This window comes from Enterococcus larvae (genome assembly GCF_017830045.1).
In the GTDB taxonomy this organism is placed as follows: Bacteria; Bacillota; Bacilli; order Lactobacillales; family Enterococcaceae; genus Enterococcus_L; species Enterococcus_L larvae.
In genome coordinates this window covers 50,838-70,309 of the sequence record NZ_JAEDXU010000008.1, presented here as the reverse complement: position 1 = coordinate 70,309, position 19,472 = coordinate 50,838, and the positions used below count along the sequence as shown (strand labels likewise).

The window sequence follows — 19,472 nt, the reverse complement described above, 5'->3', positions numbered from 1 at the left end:
ATGAATAGAAAATTGATATACAGCTTTATGGCTGTGCTTATTTTTCTGCAGTATCTGGCACCATTGCCTGCTATCGCAGAGGAACTGGTCAAGGCAAGTAATGAACTGACTCTATCAGGAATGACTGTTGTCGGAGAAACAGAAAGCACGATCGATCTGAAGCTCGATGGTCATGCTGAAAATGTTCATAGTACTTCGCTCGACAAACAGTTTATACTTGGCACAGCAGCAACGCTGGTTGCCAAAGATGGTGTGAGTACAGGAAATATTGCGGCTGCGTATTCTGTAACTGAGGGTGGTCTTCAGCTGACGCTTCCAGCCAATGCACAGGGTGATTTCAGCCTTGCATTTTCAGTCGATAAGCAATCTGTTGCGGGAGGCTCTTCCTTAACACTTGTTGTCGATGGTCAAGCTATTTCTACGATACTTCCAATGCAAGAGACAACAAGTTCTTCCAGCGTCGAACCTGTACAAAGCGCTACGACAGAAAGCAGCGCGCCTGTTGAATCAAGCAGTGTGACGCAAGAGACTACGGGAAGCACAGAACAGGAGATACAAGATTCCTCCTTGATTCCAAAAAAACAGGTAAGAGCAGATGAAGGGACAGATATCCGTACGTATTTTGACAACGGAACTGGAACGATCATATCTGGTGCAGAAGTAACTTATTATGATAGTGACGGAAACGAGCTGACAGGTTCGATTCCAGCGGATGCTAATGTCAATATTCACTATGACTGGTCGATTCCAGAAGAAATTCGCGATAAAATCCAACCAAACGACTACTTTACTTTCCAACTGCCGGATGAAGTAGTTGCTACACCACATTCTGGTCAGCTAAAAAATGCAGATGGAACAATCTATGGTACGTATACGGTGGATGCAGATGGAAAAGTAACGATGCTTTTTAATGAGAATGTGACAGATGAATTTGATATCAATGGGACTTTTGATTTTGACACAAAATTCAATCCTAACGTTATCACAAATCCGGGAGACAAGACCATTACTTTTCCTGAGGAAGATAATTTACCTCCAGTAGATGTTTTTGTAAAGCCCACAACAGATACCTCTATTTCTAAAGCTGGTAAGCTGAATAAAACACCAAATCCGGATAGTGTTACCTGGACAGTTGATATCAATCAGGCAATGAATGAGCTTGAAAACCCAACTGTTACAGAAACTTGGCCGAATGGAGTGACAGTTGATAAAGATTCCATCAAGGTCTATAAGCTGGTCATGAATCTGGACGGTACAGTCAACTCAGTTGGTGAAACCTTAAATCCAGATCAATACACGATTGATGCGAACGGAAACGTAACGATTTTGGGAGATACTTCTGATGCCTATCGAGTAGAATATGTGACAGATATTGATGAAGATATAAAGCCGAATGATGGCGGATCAGTACCTCTTAAAAATCAAGCTGATCTTTCAGATGATAAAGATCCTACAAAAATTCCTGCTGAAGCAACTGTTACAGCAGAGTACGGCAAGATGCTTGAAAAGAGTCAAAATGGTTACGATTCATCAAATCAGCAGTTTGACTGGACAATCAAATATAACTATGGAGAAAAAGATGTTGCCAAAGATGACGCAGTCATCACAGATAGCATGAGTGATAACATGGATTTTATCCAAGATTCACTGGTTATTTATCCAATCACCTTTAATGCAGATGGCACAGAGGTGCAGCATGATCCGCTGCCTGCTTCAGCGTATACAATTGAGCCGAATCCAAATGGCCCGGGCTTTGTCATCAAGTTTGCGGATGATATTGATGGAGCCTACAAAATTACTTATAAGACACAGGTAGCTGGAGAGGTTACAGGAACGACTCCGGTAAATAACGAAGTGACTGTCGGTACTGGCGAGAGCAGTTCCGGCGGCGGGAATGCAATCCAACAAAATATAATCAAAAGCCTAACTTCTGTCGACTATACAACTTCAACAGCTAATTGGCGTTTTGTTGTCAATAGAAATCACTATACTATGAATAATCTGACCATCAAGGATGTATTTGATCCGGTTCCGGGAATGGCATTGGCAAGACCTGATGAAGGCGTAGGCGATGGATATGAATTGACGATTACTTCATCATCAGGTAATGTTCTCGAACTAGGCAGAGATTATGAATTAGTGGTTAACAATTACGATGGCAGTAGTGACTACGGTTTTGATATTAAGTTCATTGGTGCTTATGCAAGTACAACGGAGTCATTCACAATCGATTACACAACGAAGTTTGATATCAGTGTGATCGACCCGCGTGATCCAGCGAAGGACCATTTTTATAACAAAGGGACAGCAAACTGGATTGATGAAAACGGTGATCCGCAAACGTCTTCAGATGATCAGGACTTTGAACCACTCCCTGCTTTTTCTTATAATGCAGATAAAAGTGGTGCGTACAATGCGCAAACCAAGATGATCACTTGGACGCTTCACACGAACCTAAGTCAAAATCAGCTGCATGATGCAACATTGACGGATCCTATTACTGGTAATCAGGAATACGTACCAGGTTCTTTGAAGATTTATTATGGTGTGACTCAGCCTGATGGTAGTGTAATAAAGGAAAGCGATACTGAAATCAGTAGTGAAATGGTTGATATCAAAACACCAGATGAAAACAACAATACGTTATTTATCCAGTATCCAAACAATCAGAAGACCTACTACATTGAATTTCAGACAACACTGACCGATAAAGTGGTCAATGAAGCAAAGACCTATGAAAATACAGCAACTTATGTCAATGATGGTGTTAGTAGAGACATTGTTGGTAAAGTGTCTATTAAAAACGGTGGTTCTCATATTCAAAAAAGCGGTAAACAGGACCCCACTGATCCAAACTATGTTTTGTGGAATGTCACAATTAATCCAAGTCAATCAACGTTAACTGATGTTGTTGTTACAGACAAGCCATCTAATAATCAAATTATTGATCAGGATTCTATTAAACTATATGGAACGACGGTTGCCGCAGATGGTACAGTGACAGTGGATCATAGTAATGAATTAATAGAGGACGTTGATTACAAGGTAGAGATCATCACAGACAGTGTAACAGGGGATCAAGTGCTGAAGGTCAGCTTCCTGCATGAAATCGATACAGCCTATGTTATGGAGTATCGGGCATTGATCAGTTCTTCTGCGGCAGGGAGTACCGATAAGGTAAGTAACCAGGTATCTATAACCGGCACTGGCTCCGAACAGGTTGACGGTGGTACCGATACAGATACAACCGTTGAAATTGATCATAGTGCTGGTAGTGCTTCTGGAACAAAAGGGAAAATTACTTTACAGAAGACGACAGAAGATAATGTTATTATGCCGGGGGTACATTTTGAGCTTTGGAATCTGGATAAAACTCAGCTTCTTCGTGAAGGGGATGTGGATGCCAATGGTCAAATCACTTTTGGTAATCTTAAATTGGGTCAATATTTATTGGTCGAAACCAGCAGCTTGCCGGGGTATACGATTCCCGATGATCTGGTTTCAGGACGTACAATCACGATTTCTCAAGAAACAAGTAAGGATTCCGCTCAACCTCTGGGAGTAGTCAACGAAACGTCTAAAGTTTATTTGACAAAAACAGGGACGAATGGTGCACTCTTGGCCGGTGCAACCTTCAGACTAGAGCAAAATTTCAATGGCGTCTGGCAGCCGGCTTCAGCGAATAGTACCTTTGTTACGAATGCACAAGGAATTTTAGAAATTGATGAGCTGCTCCCCGGTGAGTATCGCTTGATTGAAACAAAGGCACCAACTGGCTATTTGCTGGATGCAACGCCAATTAAATTTACAGTAGTTCAAAATGCAGATAATCAAATACCGGAAATCGATCTGGATATGACAAATTATCAAGGTGCTGCGACGCTGTTGAAGGAATCAGCTGACGGACAAATGTTGGCAGGCGCACAGTTTAATGTAGTGGATTCCTCCGGCAAGGTGGTGAATACTACACCTCTTGTGTCCAACGCTTCAGGAGTTGTGACCATAGAAAATCTTGCTCCGGGAAGCTACAAATTCGTAGAAATAAAAGCACCAACCGGCTACATTTTAAATCAGCAGGAATATCCATTTACGATTGCTTCTGAAGCAGTTGGTGAGCCTGAAGTTGTTGATGCAGGAACAGCGGTCAACTACCAAGGCAAGGCAGTTCTTGAGAAAATGAATGCGGCAGGAGACGGCTTAAATGGTGCCGAATTTGATGTGTATGATGCAAAGGATGCAAAGGTCAACACGGCACCGCTTGTTTCAAATGCAAACGGAGAAGTGACAATCGATCAACTGGCACCAGGCACCTATTATTTCAAAGAAGCGAAAGCACCAGACGGCTATATTCTTAATACACAAACCTATTCCTTTACTGTTCCTGAAACAAACAATGGCGAGCTTCCCGTGATCAATGTTGGTCAGGCAGTCAATTATAAGGGAAGTGCGGAACTAACTAAAGTGAACGGACAAGGTGATCTTTTGGCCGGTGCAGAATTCTCAGTTTATGATGAAAACGATCAGCTGATACAAGAAGGTTTGACATCTAACGCTGATGGTTTAGTAAGTATTGATGAGCTGGCTCCTGGCAGATATTACTTTAAGGAAACGAAAGCACCTGTTGATGATGAAGGCAAGGACTATGTAATCAATGATTACCCTGTTTTCTTCACAATACCCGAATCAGCAGAAGGTGAACCGGAAGTACTTGATATGGGTGAATTCCAAAACTTCAAAGGAAAGATTTCGTTAACGAAGGAGGGAGAAGCTCCTCAAACAATTGCCGGTGCAGAATTTACGATTTACCGAACAAATGATCAAAATGAAGAGATCGTTGAACGGGTAGTGACAGTTGGTGACGATGGAGAAATTGATATCAGTAATTTGCGTCCAGGCAGCTACAAGATCGTTGAGACGAAAGCACCGATTGGTTATATTATCAATACACAGCCAATTTACTTTGTGATTCAGGATAACTCAGAAACAGCCCCTGTGGTCGATCCTGTGACAGTGCCGAATTATCAGATCTCAATTGAAGCCTATAAACTTGATGGTGATTCAAATGCACCAGACAGAGGCCTAGCTGGAGCTGAGTTTGTTGTTCTGAATGAGGACGGTACACCTTTGGATGAAACTCAGCAGATCTATGATGCAGATGGAAATGAAATCACAGATACGAATAAGCTGACTTCAGATGAAAACGGTAGAGTTTTCGCATCAGGTACGGCAGCTGGCACCTTCCAACTGGTAGAAACAAAAGCGCCGGATGGTTATATACTTGATACCACACCGATTTTCTTCACTGTAGAAAACCAGGCTGGAAAACCTGAAAGCATTCAATTGTCTTTAGGAGATATCAATAACTATAAAGGCAAATTCTCGATCAAGAAGGTAAACGATGCCGGACAAGCACTTAGCGGCGGTATCTTCCATATTGAGAATGAGCAGGGGGAAACGCAGACGGTAACTGACCTAATGGGTAATTCTGTTACTAAGCTTTCTGCTAATGATAAAGGTTTGATAGCCGGAGGCGGTTTAGCACCGGGAACATATTCCCTTGTGGAAGATGAAGCACCCGACGGTTATATGGTGAATACGAAACCACTTAGCTTTACAATCAGCAAAGAAGTTTCAGGTGAACTGAGTGCTGAAAATGGTGGAATATTCAATGGTCAATATATCAACTATAAAGGATCAGCCCAGCTGCTGAAAGTTGATGAAAACGGAAAAACCTTAGCAGGGGCAGCATTTGCTTTGTATGATAGCACAGGAGCTAAACTGAAAAGCTATGTGTCTGATGCAGCGGGTAAAGTGACCATGAGTGATTTAGTACCGGGTAGCTATGAGTTGAAAGAAACGCAAGCACCGGACGGCTTCCAGTTAAGTGACAAGTCTGTTTCCTTTACTGTTTCAGAGGAAGCTGCTGGAAAACCAACACAAATCGATTTGGGTGACTATCAAAATAGTAGGATTCCGGAAACACCAACAACGCCTACGACACCAAAAGTACCACGTAAACCAAGCGGCAGATTAGCTAATCTGAATTCGCTAGTCAACAATCTATGGCTCTATGCAGGGATCGTTGTTGTACTTGTGACATCGGGTATACTGATCCAACGAAGTAGAAAACCTAAAAAATGATAAGTAAAAAAGAGGCTGAGACAGAAGTGTTTAGCTACAAGCAATAAGCCGGAATTCACGAAAATTGTTTCACAAATTTTTGTTGAATTCCGGCTTATTGTCGTAGGAGCTACTTCTGACTCGCCGTTTATTCGGATTTAGGGTATGGAAAAGAGTGGCAACAGATTATTGTCCCTCTCTCTTTTTCCATTTTGACCACTGTAGAATAACGAAGCTGTCTTACTTTTTGTCTGCTTCACGACTATAAAAAATTTAGCCAAAGCAAGCTTTTTAAGAGAGTGACTCTGGAAATAAAAATCTTTTTGTTTAGTGAAATTTGATCTCCTTAAACAAGGTCAGTCAATCACAGCTCCGGCAAAGAAAATAATGATTTCTCACGACTATTAAACAGGATTTCTATACTATTGAATGTTATAATATGCTGTGGAGGAATCAAGACATGAATGAAAATCAATTATCGAAACGTTTAGAGCGTGTAGGAGAGTTAGTTCCTGTCGGCAGTCGTCTGGCAGATATCGGCTCAGATCATGCGTATTTACCTGTTGCGCTGATGCTTCAGGGGAAAATAGAATATGCAGTCGCCGGCGAGGTTGTCAAAGGACCATATGAATCTGCTGAAAAACAGGTGCGTAAAAATGGACTGAGTGAAAAAATCATTGTTCGCTTAGCTGATGGTCTAGATGCAGTGAAGGCAGAGGATGAAATCAATGCTGTTTCAATTTGCGGTATGGGCGGCATCCTGATTCGAGACATACTGGAAAAAGGGAGAGCAACTAGTCATTTGAATGGAAATGAAATGTTGATCCTTCAGCCGAATGTTGGCGAAAAGGTATTGCGAAGCTGGCTGATGGCTCAGGGCTATACCATTCTATCCGAGGAAATTTTAGAAGAAAATCAAAAAATTTATGAAATCATCTGTGCGGAACGAAAAAGCGCTGCTGCAGTATATACAGAGGAAGAACTGACTTTTGGCCCGCTTCTGCTTCAATCAAGAGGCAATGTATTCATGAAAAAATGGCAGCGTGAAATCGCTCAGCGTAGGAACGTTGTTGAACAGCTGAAAAAATCTAAAATCAATCAGCAGCAGAAAATCATTGAGCTGGAACAGGAGATCAATAGGATTGAGGAGGTTCTGGAAAAATGAGTATCAGTGGAAATACCTTTATTGAGAAGTTTGAAAGCTACTGCCCTCAATGGCTGGCTGAAGCTGGTGATCCGGTTGGGTTGCACATTGGTACACTAAATAAGGAAATTGAAACGGTCATGGTGACTTTGGACGTTCGTCCGGAGGTAGTGACAGAGGCAATTGAGAAAAAGGTTGATTTGATTATTGCCAAGCATCCGCCGATTTTTCGTCCGGCAAAGCGGCTGGATATAGATGAGCCTCAAACAAAGATGTATGCGGATCTTCTCAAAAACGACATTGCTGTGTTTGCTGCCCATACAAATCTTGATATTATTGAAAATGGCTTGAATGACTGGTTTTGTGAGTTGCTGGGGATTCATGAGACGACCTACTTAACGAAAACACATACTGTTCCTTATAAAAAGCTGGCTGTTTTTGTTCCGGTGGAGCATGCAGCCGAAATGAGGACTGCGCTAGGACAAGCTGGCGCCGGAACACAGGGTGATTATAGAAATACCAGCTATTCAATGATTGGCACAGGTCGCTTTACACCTGTCGATGGTGCAAATCCAACGATTGGAGAGCTTAACCAAGAAGAGCGTGTGCAGGAGGCAAAAATCGAAGTGATCTTTCCTGAAACCTTGGAGAGACAAGTGATCTCGGCTATGCTTGCAGCTCATCCATATGAAGAGCCTGCTTTTGATTTGTATACAATCGATAATCTGAAAAAAGATTACGGCTTAGGAAGAGTAGGAGAGTTGGATAGCCCTGTTTCTCTCGCTCAATTTGTTGTGTTGATCAAAGAAAAGTTCTCATTGGAAGGCCTGCGATTGGTAGCAGATGATGAAGAAAAAGAGATCAAACGAGTGGCAATTTGCGGAGGCAGCGGCGAGAAATTTTACAAAGATGCGTTAGCTAAAAAGGCAGATGTTTACATTACAGGAGATGTCTACTATCACACCGCTCATGATATGGAAGCGGAGGGGTTAGCCGTCATCGATCCTGGCCATCATATTGAGGAACTGTGCATGCCCGAGTTGGTCAAACTATTCAATCAATGGAAAAAGGACTATAATTGGAATGTAACATTTATACAATCTGAAATAAATACGAATCCATTCAAATTTAGATAGGAGTAATCAAGATGTACGAAAATTTATTACCTCGATTTTTAAGCTATGTAAAAACAGAAACACGCTCAAATCCAAAGAGCACGACAACACCATCTACAGAAACACAGGTTGCTTTTGCCCATACCTTGAAAAAGGAACTAGAAGAGCTCGGCATGTCTGATGTTATCTATAATGAGAGCAACGGCTTTGTGATTGCAACATTACCGGCAAATACAGAAAAGGCTGTTCGTACGATTGGATTTATTGCTCACATGGATACGGCTGATTTCAATGCAGAGAATGTGAATCCGCAAATCGTAGAGAACTACGACGGGGAATCTACAATCAAATTAGATAAGGCTGGAAAATACACACTGAACACAAAAGATTTTCCTAATCTAAAAAACTACGCTGGTCAGACATTGATCACAACAGATGGAACAACCTTATTGGGGGCAGATGATAAATCAGGAATTGCTGAGATCATGACAGCAATGGAGATCCTGATTAAGAACCCATCGATTAAACATGGAACGATCCGCGTTGCGTTCGGTCCGGATGAAGAAATCGGTGTAGGGGCAGATAAATTTGATGTAGAGCAGTTCGATGCTGACTTTGCCTATACGATGGATGGAGGACCTGTTGGGGAACTACAGTATGAAACCTTCAATGCCGCACAAGCGGATATAACATTCTATGGTAAAAATGTTCATCCGGGAACAGCGAAAAATACGATGATCAATGCGTTACAGCTGGCGATTGATTTTCAGAATATGCTTCCTGCAAATGAAGTTCCTGAAAAAACTGATGGCTATGAAGGGTTTTTCCATTTGTATTCTTTATCAGGCACACCGGAGGAAGCTACTGCGATTTATATCGTTCGAGATCACGACCGAGAAAAATTTGAAGAGCGTAAGCAACTGATCACTGAACTTCAAGAAAAAATGAACGCAGCCTTTGATCAAGAGCGAATCGCTGTTGAGATGACTGATCAGTACTATAATATGAAAGAAATCATTGAAAAGGATATGAGTATCGTCGAGCTGGCGAAACAGGCAATGATCGACTTGGAAATCAAACCATTGATTGAGCCGATCCGTGGCGGAACAGATGGGTCAAAAATCTCTTATCTGGGAACACCAACACCAAATATTTTTGCCGGAGGCGAAAATATGCATGGTCGTTTTGAGTTTGTTTCATTACAAGCGATGGAAAAAGCGACAGATGTGATTGTGAAAATTGCTGAACTGAACGCTAAATAATCAGGAAACATATAGATAGGCTGGAGCTGATGAGTTTGATAAGCTCCAGCCTGATTTTTTCCGGTAGGGGGAGATTGCATGAAGAAATTGATGATTTTGTTTAACAATACTTCCGGAAGCGATGAAGGCAAGGACTTGGCAGAACATTTCAAAGAGTATGCAGAGGGAAAAAACAAAGAGCTGAGCTGCTATCTTCAAGAAATCGGTCCGGATATTGACGATCAAGAAGCTGTTGATGCATCAAGAGAGAAAGAAATCGACACCTTGATCATTATTGGTGGAGATGGTACGATCAATAGAATGGTCGCTGCCTTCAAAGAAGAATTGCCTCATTTGAAGGTGGGGATTTTACCAGGAGGAACAGTCAATAATGTTGCTCAGGCGCTTGCGCTTCCGAGTGATTTTGAGAAGGCTGCGGATGTTATATTGAGTGGTCATACAAGAGCGGTCGATTATGGGTTGATTGGTGAACACAGTATTGTCAGTACAATGACCATTGGTATTTTGGCTGATACGGCTGCAAGAATCACTCAAAAAGAAAAGCAGAAGTATGGAAAAATGATCTTCATTCGGAATTTTTTCAAGCTGCTGCTAAAGAAAAAGCACTATGATTTGGATATAGTAGTGGATAATGAGCGATGGCAAGGGAAAACACAGCTTGTTGCATTGCTGATGACAAATTCTGTGGGTGGTTATCGTAATTTTGATGCTGCCGCAAAACCGGATGATGGACTATTCCATCTGATCATCTTGCCCCATATCAATTCATTGCGGCTGATTTTCTACCTTCCAAAGGTCATTATGGGAAAAGTCAATGAGCTGCCGGATATTCACTACTTAACAGGCGCTCATGTTACAATAAAAAATCGAAGAAAGGAAAAAGTTCGAACCAGAGTAGACGGAGATCCGGCTGAAGATTTACCGGTGGAGCTGATAATGGTCAAACAGGGTCTGTCAGTTTTTGCACCTAAGGAAGAGTAGCTTCTGTCGTCACGGTTTGATCCTCTACAGATGAGAGGAAAGTGAGGAAGGTCATGATAACTGAACGCTTAAATGAACTATTTTGGATTTATTTAGTAGGAATCAACTTGTATACATTGATCCTGATGTATTATGATAAAAGACAGGCAAGAAAAAGAGAATGGCGGATTCCTGAAAGCCAGATTTTGCTGGCGGGAGTTCTTGGCGGCGGACCGGCAGGATTGATCAGTCAACAGCTGTTTCGTCATAAAACGAAGAAACCAAAATTTTATGTTGCCTTTATAATTGGCAGTGTCGTATTTTGCGGAATTCTCTATTTTTACTTCACTAATTATTATGGTTAAGGGGAGAAAGAATGAAAAACAAACCTAAATTGAAGATTTTTCTGAATGTACTGCTGATGGCAGTCATGATTGGTGTGGTCTTCTATGTGGTGGATAATTCATTAAGTGATATCTTTGCTCAGTTGATGAAGACCAGCGCAGTCGTTGCTGTTTTGGTCGTTATCTTGGGTGTCGGGTATCAATTTGTGGAAGGACAGTCTATTAAGGAAATAGTTGAGAGTTTTCAACCAAACTTTACTATGACAGATGGCTTTTTTACATCCTGCTATGTAGCGTTTTATCGCATTGTTTCATTTGGTACCGGAACACTGGTATCCGAAGTTCTTTTTTATCGAAAGAAAGGACTGGCTGTTTCGCAAGGGATGGGTGTTACTGCCCTCCACATGATCATGTATAAGCTGGCTGTCATTTTTTTAGCAGTATTGGGTCTGATTTCTCAGTTTACACAGCTTTATGAAAGCTCCCCAAAAATGATTCCGTTTATTTTGGCGGGGATGATCATTACATTTTTGATTGTTTTTGCGATACTGGCATTATCAGTCAGCATTCGACTTCAAGTTCTTCTGACAGTCTGGGCCAACAAGTTTATCAAGAGTCAAAAACTGCGTGACTGGGTCGATAAATGCAACATTCAAATTTACTCATTGAGGGATACAGTACAGACAATCATCAAGGATCGCTCTGCATTGCTGCGGATTTTCTTTTGGAATGTTGCTAAGGTATTGATCTGGCTGCTGATTCCTTATGTTGCACTGGTGGAACAGCATCCGACTATTGATTTGCTGCAGGTTCTATCATATACCAGCTTCTCCATAGTACTGGCGGGAGTAATCCCAACACCGGCGGGGATCGGCTCTTTTGAGTTTGTTTATCTGCTGTTGTTCAAGCCGCTTGTAGGAACGGTTGATGCTGTATCTTCTTTACTGTTATATCGATTCAGCAGCTTTGTCTTGCCATTTCTGATTGGGATGGTTTATGTCATGCTGATCAAGCGCAGAGAAATAAAAGAGGAAATTATCGCTGTACGGGAGGAGTCTTCAGAGTAAACTTTTTCTGAGGAATCACTTGGCTGATTGTTTAGCAATTATTGATTTTACAAGAGATGACCAAAGAGTATGAGACAAAATAAGTCTGCTGCTCTTTGGTCTTTTTCTTTTAAGTGCGGCTATCTTTTCACGGTGGTAGCCAGAGATTCTGCTGTCTTCCATGAAGCCGGTATGATATACTGTTAGACATACTAGGGGAGTCATTATGACTGAGATGTTCACCTGAACGGACCCTTTGAACCTGTGAGTTGAGACTCGCGTAGGGAAGTAGTCTAAGGAATAGAATAGATATTTCAGACACTTCAAAATGGTTCAATAACCTTTTTGAAGTGTCTTTTTCTGTTTTTTCGGCTTTCTTCTCAAAAAATCATGAGGAGGAGTAACATGAGCTTTACAAGTGAAGCAAGGACAGCAGCAGAAGAGCTGTGGGAAAAAAGTAAGAAGCATGCGTTTATTCAAGAATTACAGGCAGGAACATTATCGTCGGATATTTTTCGTTATTATTTACTGCAGGACAGGTATTATTTAGAGCAGTTTGCGAAGATTCATCAGAAGGCAGCGGATATTGCCGTTCGCGAGGAAGAGAAGCAGTTGTTTTTGGCTGGTGTCATTGGTCTGGAAGAAGCAGAGATTGCAGTGAGAGAAGGCTTTTTCAAGGAGCTTAAAATCTCGAATGAAGAAATTGCAATGGTTCCGATTGCACCGACGGCCTATCACTACACGACTCATATGCATAGTGAGCTTTCTACTGGAAGCACAGCTCGAACTGCTGCTGCCTTACTGCCTTGTTATTGGCTGTATCAAGAAATAGGAGAACAGCTGATAGAAAGCGGTTCCTCAAATCCATTGTACCAGCGTTGGATCGAGACCTATGATAGTGAAGGGTATCGAGAGGCTGTGACGAGACAAAAAGAACTGACAGATCGTTTGGCTGCTTCAGCAACTAAGACAGAACGTCAGGCGATGCTGCAAGGCTTTCTAATCAGCAGTTATCAGGAATGGAAATTCTGGGAGATGGCTTATGTACAGGAAAAATGGGAGGACAGCGCATGTATCCATATTATTTGATTGATGAAATAAGAAAACAAAATCCTTTGATTCATAATATTACCAATATTGTTGTAGCGAATGATTCTGCCAATGGATTATTAGCAGCAGGTGCGTCCCCATTCATGTCAAGTGCGCCGGAGGAAATGGAAGAGGTTGCCGAGCTGGCAGCAGCGACGGTGTTGAATACAGGGACTTTATCCAGTGAGCAGTTAGCGGCAATGAGAATCGTCGGAAAGAAAGCTAACCAGTTGGCTAAGCCTGTGATAATAGATCCAGTAGGTGTCGGAGCGACAGCTTTTAGAAAAAGAGAGATTTGCCAACTGCTAACAGAGGTTCAGCCTTCTCTTATTCGAGGGAATGCCGGAGAAATTGCTGCTTTGGCTGACATTCCATGGGAGAGTAAAGGAGTAGATGCCGGAAGCGGCTCTGGGAATCTAGTTAATGCAGCTGAAACAGTTGCTGGAAAATACCAAACGCTAGTGTCTGTTAGCGGGGAGACAGATATCATCACAGACGGGCAGCTGACTTATTTTGTAGAGAACGGCACAGCCTTCTTTCCATCGATGACAGGCGCAGGTTGTCTGCTGTCTTGTCTTTGCGGCGCTTTTCTGTCTGTGGCGAATGAGGGAAAGCTGGAAGCGGTGGTTATTGCAAATTGCAGCTATGCAGTGGCTGGTGAGCTGGCTAGTGCAGAACTAAATGGTTTGGCTGTAGGTACCTTTAGAAACAATTTATTGGATGTGTTATCACAATTAGATAGCAGTACAGTTGAACAGATGGCTAAAATCAGGAGGAGAACAACATGAATACAACCATTCAGGCATTAACAATCGCCGGTTTCGACAGTGGCGGAGGCGCCGGACTACAGGCTGATCTTAAGACTTTTCAGGAACGAATGGTATTCGGCACCTCGGTTCTGACCGCTTTACCTATTCAAAACACTCAAGGAGTCAAATCTGTTTATGATATTCCTTTAGCTGCTATTTCTGATCAGCTAGAAGTGATCGCCGAGGATTTTTCTATTCAGGCAGTTAAAACGGGAATGCTGTTTACAGACGAGATTATTCATCTGACAGCAGATTTCCTGAAAAAAGTCGATTTTGGACCATTAGTGATCGATCCGGTAATGATTGCGAAAAGTGGGCATGCATTGCTAAAGGATTCTGCTGTAAAAGCGCTGATTGAAGAGCTGTTGCCGCTTGCTGCAGTTGTTACACCCAATATACCTGAAGCAGAAGTCATTACAGGGATGGCAATCACTTCAAAAAATGCTATGATGGAAGCAGGTAAGAAAATTCAATCACTGGGTGTTGGAAATGTAGTCGTCAAAGGCGGCCATCATATAGAAGGCAACGAATCTGCTGATTTGCTTTTATTGTCTACAGGTGGGAGTGAATGGCTTTCTGCTGAACGAATCGAAACGAAGAAGACTCACGGAACAGGATGTACTTTTTCAGCCTGTATCACAGCTGAGCTTGCTAAGGGTGTATCTGTTGAACAAGCTGTTCGTACAGCTAAAGCCTTTATTCAAGCTGCTATATCAGACAGTATCGATGTGGGACATGGAAACGGACCAACCAACCATTGGGCGTATCGAAAGGTAGAGCAGTCATGATGGAGCCTTGGGAGTATTTGGGTGTGTATTTGATTGCTGGAACCCAAGACGTAGCGGATGGTAACCTACCTCAGCTGTTAGAGCAAGCATTGCTTGCCGGAGTGACTTGCTTTCAATATCGTGAAAAGGGGTTAGGAAGTCTTCAGCAAAAAGAACAACGTGAAGCGACCGCACGAGCTTGTCAGAAGCTCTGCCGAAAATACAAGATCCCATTCATCATCAATGATGATGTAGAGCTGGCATTGGCAATTGGCGCGGATGGGATTCATGTTGGACAGGAAGACCAGCACATTGAAGAAGTGCTGAGGTTGTTTGCTGATAGAATTGTTGGGCTGTCCTGCTATGATGAAAAGGAAATCACTGAGGCGAACCAGCTGACAGCAATCAGCTATTATGGTATTGGTCCAGTATTCGGCACTATATCTAAGGCGGATGCCAAACCGCCTATTGGAGTGAAGAAACTTGGTGAACTGGCTGTATTGGCGGAAAAACCTTCTGTTGCAATCGGAGGCATTAGTACAATCAATATCGGGGAAATCAAAAAAACGACTGTTGCCGGATCAGCAGTGATTTCAGCTGTTACACAATCTGACGATATAAATGAAACCATCAAAAAAATAAAAATGGGAGGGTAACGAAATGGAACATCATGGAAGCTGCTTGTGTGGAGAGGTGCGTTTTACAATCAAGGAGGCAGAGCCGACCGTTTCTGCCTGTCATTGCGGCATGTGCAGAAAATGGACATCAGGACCATTGCTGTCGATCGATGCCGGAAGCGGTAAAAATGTGCTGTTTGGAGGCGTAGAGCAAATTGGACGCTATCGATCATCGGAATGGGCGGAACGAGGCTTTTGTAAAAATTGCGGATCATCACTGTTCTATCACGGCTTAGAAGATGACAGCTACTATATTCCGATTGATTTGCTGGATACTGTTGATCAAGCTCAGCTGACTCTGGAAATCATGTACGATAATAAACCGGAGTACTATTCCTTCAGTAATCAGACTGAAAAAATGACAGCAGCTCAGGTTTATCAACAGTTTGTAGAGGAAACAGAAGGTACAGAAAACTAATTAGAGTTTAATTTTTTGAAAAATTAGAAAACTTAAAAGAATATGAGAAACAACAACCGGAAAAACCTTTAAATGGAAAGGTTTTTCCGGTTATTTTTGATAGACAGATTAAGATTTGAAAGTTAAAAATAGAAGACTATGGCGAAATGATAATAAATCAAAAGAATTTTTGTACTAACAATTGAGTTAACAGGAAAAACGAGTATGATAAGACTATTGAAAATGCATTTCAAAACAGAGGTTATCTGCTTCTGGGAAATGGATGCTATTATTCATTTTGTGTTTATTTAAAGTGAAGGAAGTGTTTTTATGGAACAAAAACAGCTGAGATGGTTTAGTGTTGGGCTAATTGCTTTCAACATGGTCTGGGGCATTGGGAATGTTGTGAACAACTACGCACAGCAAGGGATTTCTGTTGTCACATCATGGGTTCTGATTTTGGTGCTTTATTTCATCCCATATGCGTTGATTGTCGGACAGTTAGGTTCAACCTTCAAGGATAGTAATGGTGGAGTGAGCTCTTGGGTTCAAAATACCAGTACGAAGCGACTGGCTTATTATGCGGCTTGGACGTATTGGGTCGTACATATCCCCTATCTTGCACAAAAGCCGCAGGCAATCCTAATTGCTCTGGGCTGGGCGATTCAAGGCAATGGAAATCTGGTCAATACCATGTCGATTGCAACAGTTTCCTTTCTCTCGCTGGTCATCTTTCTTCTGTTCCTGCTGCTGTCTACGCGCGGTCTGGCAACCTTGAAAGTGATCGGAGGGATTGCGGGGACAGCAACGTTTGTGATGTCTATGCTGTTCATTCTTTTTGCAGTAGGGGCTCCGGCAATCAATTCATCTGTTGAGTTTGCTACACCTCACATGGAGCAAATCAGTACGTATATTCCAAAATTTGATTTTAGCTATTTTACAACGGTTTCTATGCTTGTTTTTGCAGTAGGAGGAGCAGAAAAAATCTCTCCTTATGTTAATGCAACAAAAAATCCGGCAAAAGAATTTCCAAAGGGAATGATCTTCCTTGCTGCAATGGTGGGTGCATCTGCTGTACTTGGCTCATTTGCAATGGGCATGCTGTTTGCCAGCAACAATATTCCGGAAGATCTAATGGCTAATGGTGCTTATAGTGCGTTCCAAATTTTAGGTGAGTATTATGGTGTCGGCAACCTGCTGATGATCATTTATGCTTTGACAAATGGTGCAGGACAAATTGCTGCCTTAGCATTTTCTATCGATGCGCCGCTGAAAATTCTTCTGGCAGATGCCGATCCTGAGTTTGTACCAGCAGCTTTGCGTAAGAAGACGAAAAAGGGAACCTTGGTCAATGGTTATTGGCTGACAGGTATCTTAGTCAGCATCATCATTGCTTTGCCGATGTTTGGTCTGAAGAACATGAATGAGCTTGTGAAATGGCTGACAAACCTGAATTCAGTTGTTATGCCGATGCGTTATTTATGGGTATTCTTTGCATACATGATGCTGAATAAGGCGTATAAAAATTATCAGTCTGAATACAAGTTCATGAAAAATCCGAAAGCCGGCTTTATTTTTGGTCTTTGGTGCTTCCTTTTCACAGCGTTTGCCTGTGTTCTGGGGATGGTACCGAAGTTTGATTTTGCTGCCGATCCTCAGGGCTGGTTCTTCCAACTGGCATCAAACATACTGACACCTATCGTTCTTATCATGTTAGGGATGATCTTACCGGCAATCGCTCGACGGGAAAAAAATCAGCTGTAATCTAAAAACAGGATACATCATCTTTATAAAAAGAGGCGAGCTACCCGAAAATTATCCTTTATAGTTTTCGGATAGTTCGTTTTATTATTGGAGAAAGATTTGAAGGATGCCTCTTTAGTAGCGTGAAATACGTGTCTATATGAGTTGCAGAAGAGACTCCTTCATTAGAAAATAGGCGCAAAAACGAACGATCAACTAAAGAACTTTGCTGATTCAGCATAGAAATGGTAAAATAATCATTGTTGACTCACAAATAGTAGTTTTTTTAGAAAAAATTGAGAGCAATTTTTATTTATAAACGGTATAATTATTGAGGAAGTGTATTTTTCTTTTTTGAAAGATGATTATAAAATAAGATAAAGACTATTCGAGGAAGTGAGAAAAATTAGTAAACGGAGTAAAAAGTCAGACATTGAGAAGAAATCTGTATTTCTTTGTAAGACAGTCGATCCTGAATTTTTAGGTAGAGAAATTTATGCAGACAATGTTGAAACGCCATATAATTTCTATTTAATTCGTGAGCTGAATTTAGCGAAGGATTACCAGAATCTGGCTGAAGGAGAAGCTTATTTTGATGCAATCTGTGATAGTTGGGATGCTGCAGAGGAATTCAATAAGCTGGTAGTCAAGAAAATCTACATTTATGTAGAGACTGAACTGATGTACTACACGTTATTGATGGGCAGCTTTGATCCATTGAACAAAGAAGCGAAGACTGAGCTGAAGCAATGGCTGACAGACGTTGCTGTTGAGAAGGACACACAACCGTTGATTCATAAGGGCAGTAGTGAAATCGAATCAGCTGAGCTAAATAGTGTCATGAAGCAGATGATGGAAGCGTCGAACGAAATGTTCCGATTACGTAAAATGATTGGCGACCTTAGTGAAACCATTGGGCAAGCGAGACTGGAAGCTAAGAATCAGCCGTTGATGTCCAGAAGCGTTCATACGATCCATCTGAAGCGAGCACAACCTCTGGTTATAGAAAATCCGGAAATTTCAAAAGAGCCTGTAAAGAAATTTGAAGTGAAGATGGAAGAAGCTCCAACGGTAGAAGGAGAATATTCAGAAGAAAAAGAAGCGACGATTGAGATCCAGCAGGTAACTATTGAACCGACGGAACAGGAAACAGAACCTGAAAAAAAGCCGATAGCCGGACTGAGTTCAAAAACGGTCCAAGAAGATATCCTGCCAGTCGAAGAGGCTACAGCCTCTCCAAGCGAAGTAAACGCTGATAAGACTGAGCCTGTAAAAGAATCTTCTGCTGAAAAACTTAAGCGAAAAAATATCGAGAACCAAATCGAAAAGACCGTAGAAGTAGAAGAAGCTTCTGAAGCCTTAACAAAAGCAGTTGAGCCAGAGCTTTCTGAAGAAGAGATCAAAAGCAGACTACTGGAAAAATTAGTTCTTGCAAGAAATAAAACAAGAAAGCGGACACCGAGTAACTGGCCTCGTTTTTCTAAGCTGATGCAGGATAGTCACATTGTTCCGGCGCCTAAGAAAATTCCGAATTTTTCAAGAAGTGAGATGGAAAATCTTGAAGATGATATCTATCTGCGCTTTATGAATAAACGAATCAATATCGGTAAGAAGAAAAGCCGTGATCAGAAGAAGCGGCTTCCTCAATCTGAGCTATTAAGCCAGATTTCAAAGGCAGAATACCTAAGTTATTCTTGGGGACAAGTTCTGAAGTTGCGAAAAGAAGATGTGTTGATTTGCAACCGTCTTAGCAGTGCCGGATTAGTCAGTGGACTGGATGATTTTCTTTATGACATGAAGAGAACAGCTAACAGACCTTCTCTTTTCACAAGAAAGGTCAAATGCTCTGTCGATAAGCTGAGAAGACTGGAAGGCTATGTATTGATGGATCAATACATGCAGAAGCTGAGTCAGATATCTAAAGAAGATTATAAATAAAAATCAAGAAGCCGCTGAATCCGTAAGGAGCAGCAGGCTTCTTTTTTATGCTTGAACAGGC

General features: G+C 41.7%; 14 protein-coding genes and 1 riboswitch. All 14 genes read left to right on the top strand.

Features of this window, described 5'->3' with window-relative positions; translation table 11 throughout:
- On the top strand, nt 1-6,141 hold the full coding sequence (locus I6N96_RS14465) for a SpaA isopeptide-forming pilin-related protein (RefSeq protein ID WP_209558270.1): 6,141 nt from the start codon (nt 1-3) through the stop codon (nt 6,139-6,141).
- 439 nt (nt 6,142-6,580) lie between these two features.
- Complete coding sequence (locus I6N96_RS14460; protein ID WP_209558269.1) at nt 6,581-7,285, top strand: tRNA (adenine(22)-N(1))-methyltransferase; 705 nt, start codon at nt 6,581-6,583, stop codon at nt 7,283-7,285.
- The gene (locus I6N96_RS14455) at nt 7,282-8,400 is read left to right on the top strand and encodes a Nif3-like dinuclear metal center hexameric protein (RefSeq protein ID WP_209558268.1); all 1,119 of its coding nucleotides are present in this window, start codon (nt 7,282-7,284) and stop codon (nt 8,398-8,400) included. Before I6N96_RS14460 ends, I6N96_RS14455 begins: the two co-directional genes overlap by 4 nt.
- Before the next feature lie 11 nt (nt 8,401-8,411).
- Entirely contained in the window at nt 8,412-9,641 is a 1,230-nt protein-coding gene (gene pepT / locus I6N96_RS14450) for a peptidase T (RefSeq protein WP_209558267.1), read from the top strand.
- A gap of 78 nt (nt 9,642-9,719) precedes the next feature.
- Nucleotides 9,720-10,622, top strand: coding sequence for a diacylglycerol/lipid kinase family protein (locus tag I6N96_RS14445; protein WP_209558266.1), 903 nt, complete (start codon nt 9,720-9,722; stop codon nt 10,620-10,622).
- A gap of 53 nt (nt 10,623-10,675) precedes the next feature.
- Nucleotides 10,676-10,966, top strand: a complete 291-nt coding sequence (locus tag I6N96_RS14440; RefSeq protein ID WP_209558265.1) for a DUF1294 domain-containing protein — start codon at nt 10,676-10,678, stop codon at nt 10,964-10,966.
- Nucleotides 10,967-10,977: 11 nt separating this feature from the next.
- Nucleotides 10,978-12,012, top strand: a complete 1,035-nt coding sequence (locus tag I6N96_RS14435) for a lysylphosphatidylglycerol synthase transmembrane domain-containing protein (protein WP_209558264.1) — start codon at nt 10,978-10,980, stop codon at nt 12,010-12,012.
- Nucleotides 12,013-12,195: 183 nt separating this feature from the next.
- Nucleotides 12,196-12,295: riboswitch (TPP riboswitch) on the top strand.
- 101 nt (nt 12,296-12,396) lie between these two features.
- Nucleotides 12,397-13,080 carry a thiaminase II gene (gene tenA / locus I6N96_RS14430; RefSeq protein WP_209558263.1) on the top strand — a complete coding sequence of 228 codons (684 nt, stop codon included), beginning with the start codon at nt 12,397-12,399 and terminating at the stop codon, nt 13,078-13,080.
- Nucleotides 13,062-13,868: a hydroxyethylthiazole kinase gene (gene thiM / locus I6N96_RS14425; RefSeq protein ID WP_209558262.1), complete on the top strand. Its 807-nt coding sequence runs from the start codon at nt 13,062-13,064 to the stop codon at nt 13,866-13,868. The genes tenA and thiM overlap by 19 nt, the downstream gene beginning before the upstream one ends.
- Nucleotides 13,865-14,677 carry a bifunctional hydroxymethylpyrimidine kinase/phosphomethylpyrimidine kinase gene (gene thiD, locus I6N96_RS14420; protein ID WP_209558261.1) on the top strand — a complete coding sequence of 271 codons (813 nt, stop codon included), beginning with the start codon at nt 13,865-13,867 and terminating at the stop codon, nt 14,675-14,677. The genes thiM and thiD overlap by 4 nt, the downstream gene beginning before the upstream one ends.
- Nucleotides 14,674-15,312: a thiamine phosphate synthase gene (gene thiE, locus I6N96_RS14415; protein ID WP_209558260.1), complete on the top strand. Its 639-nt coding sequence runs from the start codon at nt 14,674-14,676 to the stop codon at nt 15,310-15,312. The genes thiD and thiE overlap by 4 nt, the downstream gene beginning before the upstream one ends.
- A 4-nt stretch (nt 15,313-15,316) precedes the next feature.
- A complete protein-coding gene (locus tag I6N96_RS14410; RefSeq protein WP_209558259.1) occupies nt 15,317-15,751 on the top strand; it encodes a GFA family protein in 435 nt (144 codons plus the stop codon).
- 309 nt (nt 15,752-16,060) lie between these two features.
- Nucleotides 16,061-17,494, top strand: a complete 1,434-nt coding sequence (locus I6N96_RS14405; RefSeq protein WP_209558258.1) for an amino acid permease — start codon at nt 16,061-16,063, stop codon at nt 17,492-17,494.
- A gap of 375 nt (nt 17,495-17,869) precedes the next feature.
- Nucleotides 17,870-19,411 (top strand): hypothetical protein, encoded by a 1,542-nt coding sequence (locus tag I6N96_RS14400; protein ID WP_209558257.1) that lies wholly within the window; start codon nt 17,870-17,872, stop codon nt 19,409-19,411.
- Nucleotides 19,412-19,472: the final 61 nt, after the last annotated feature.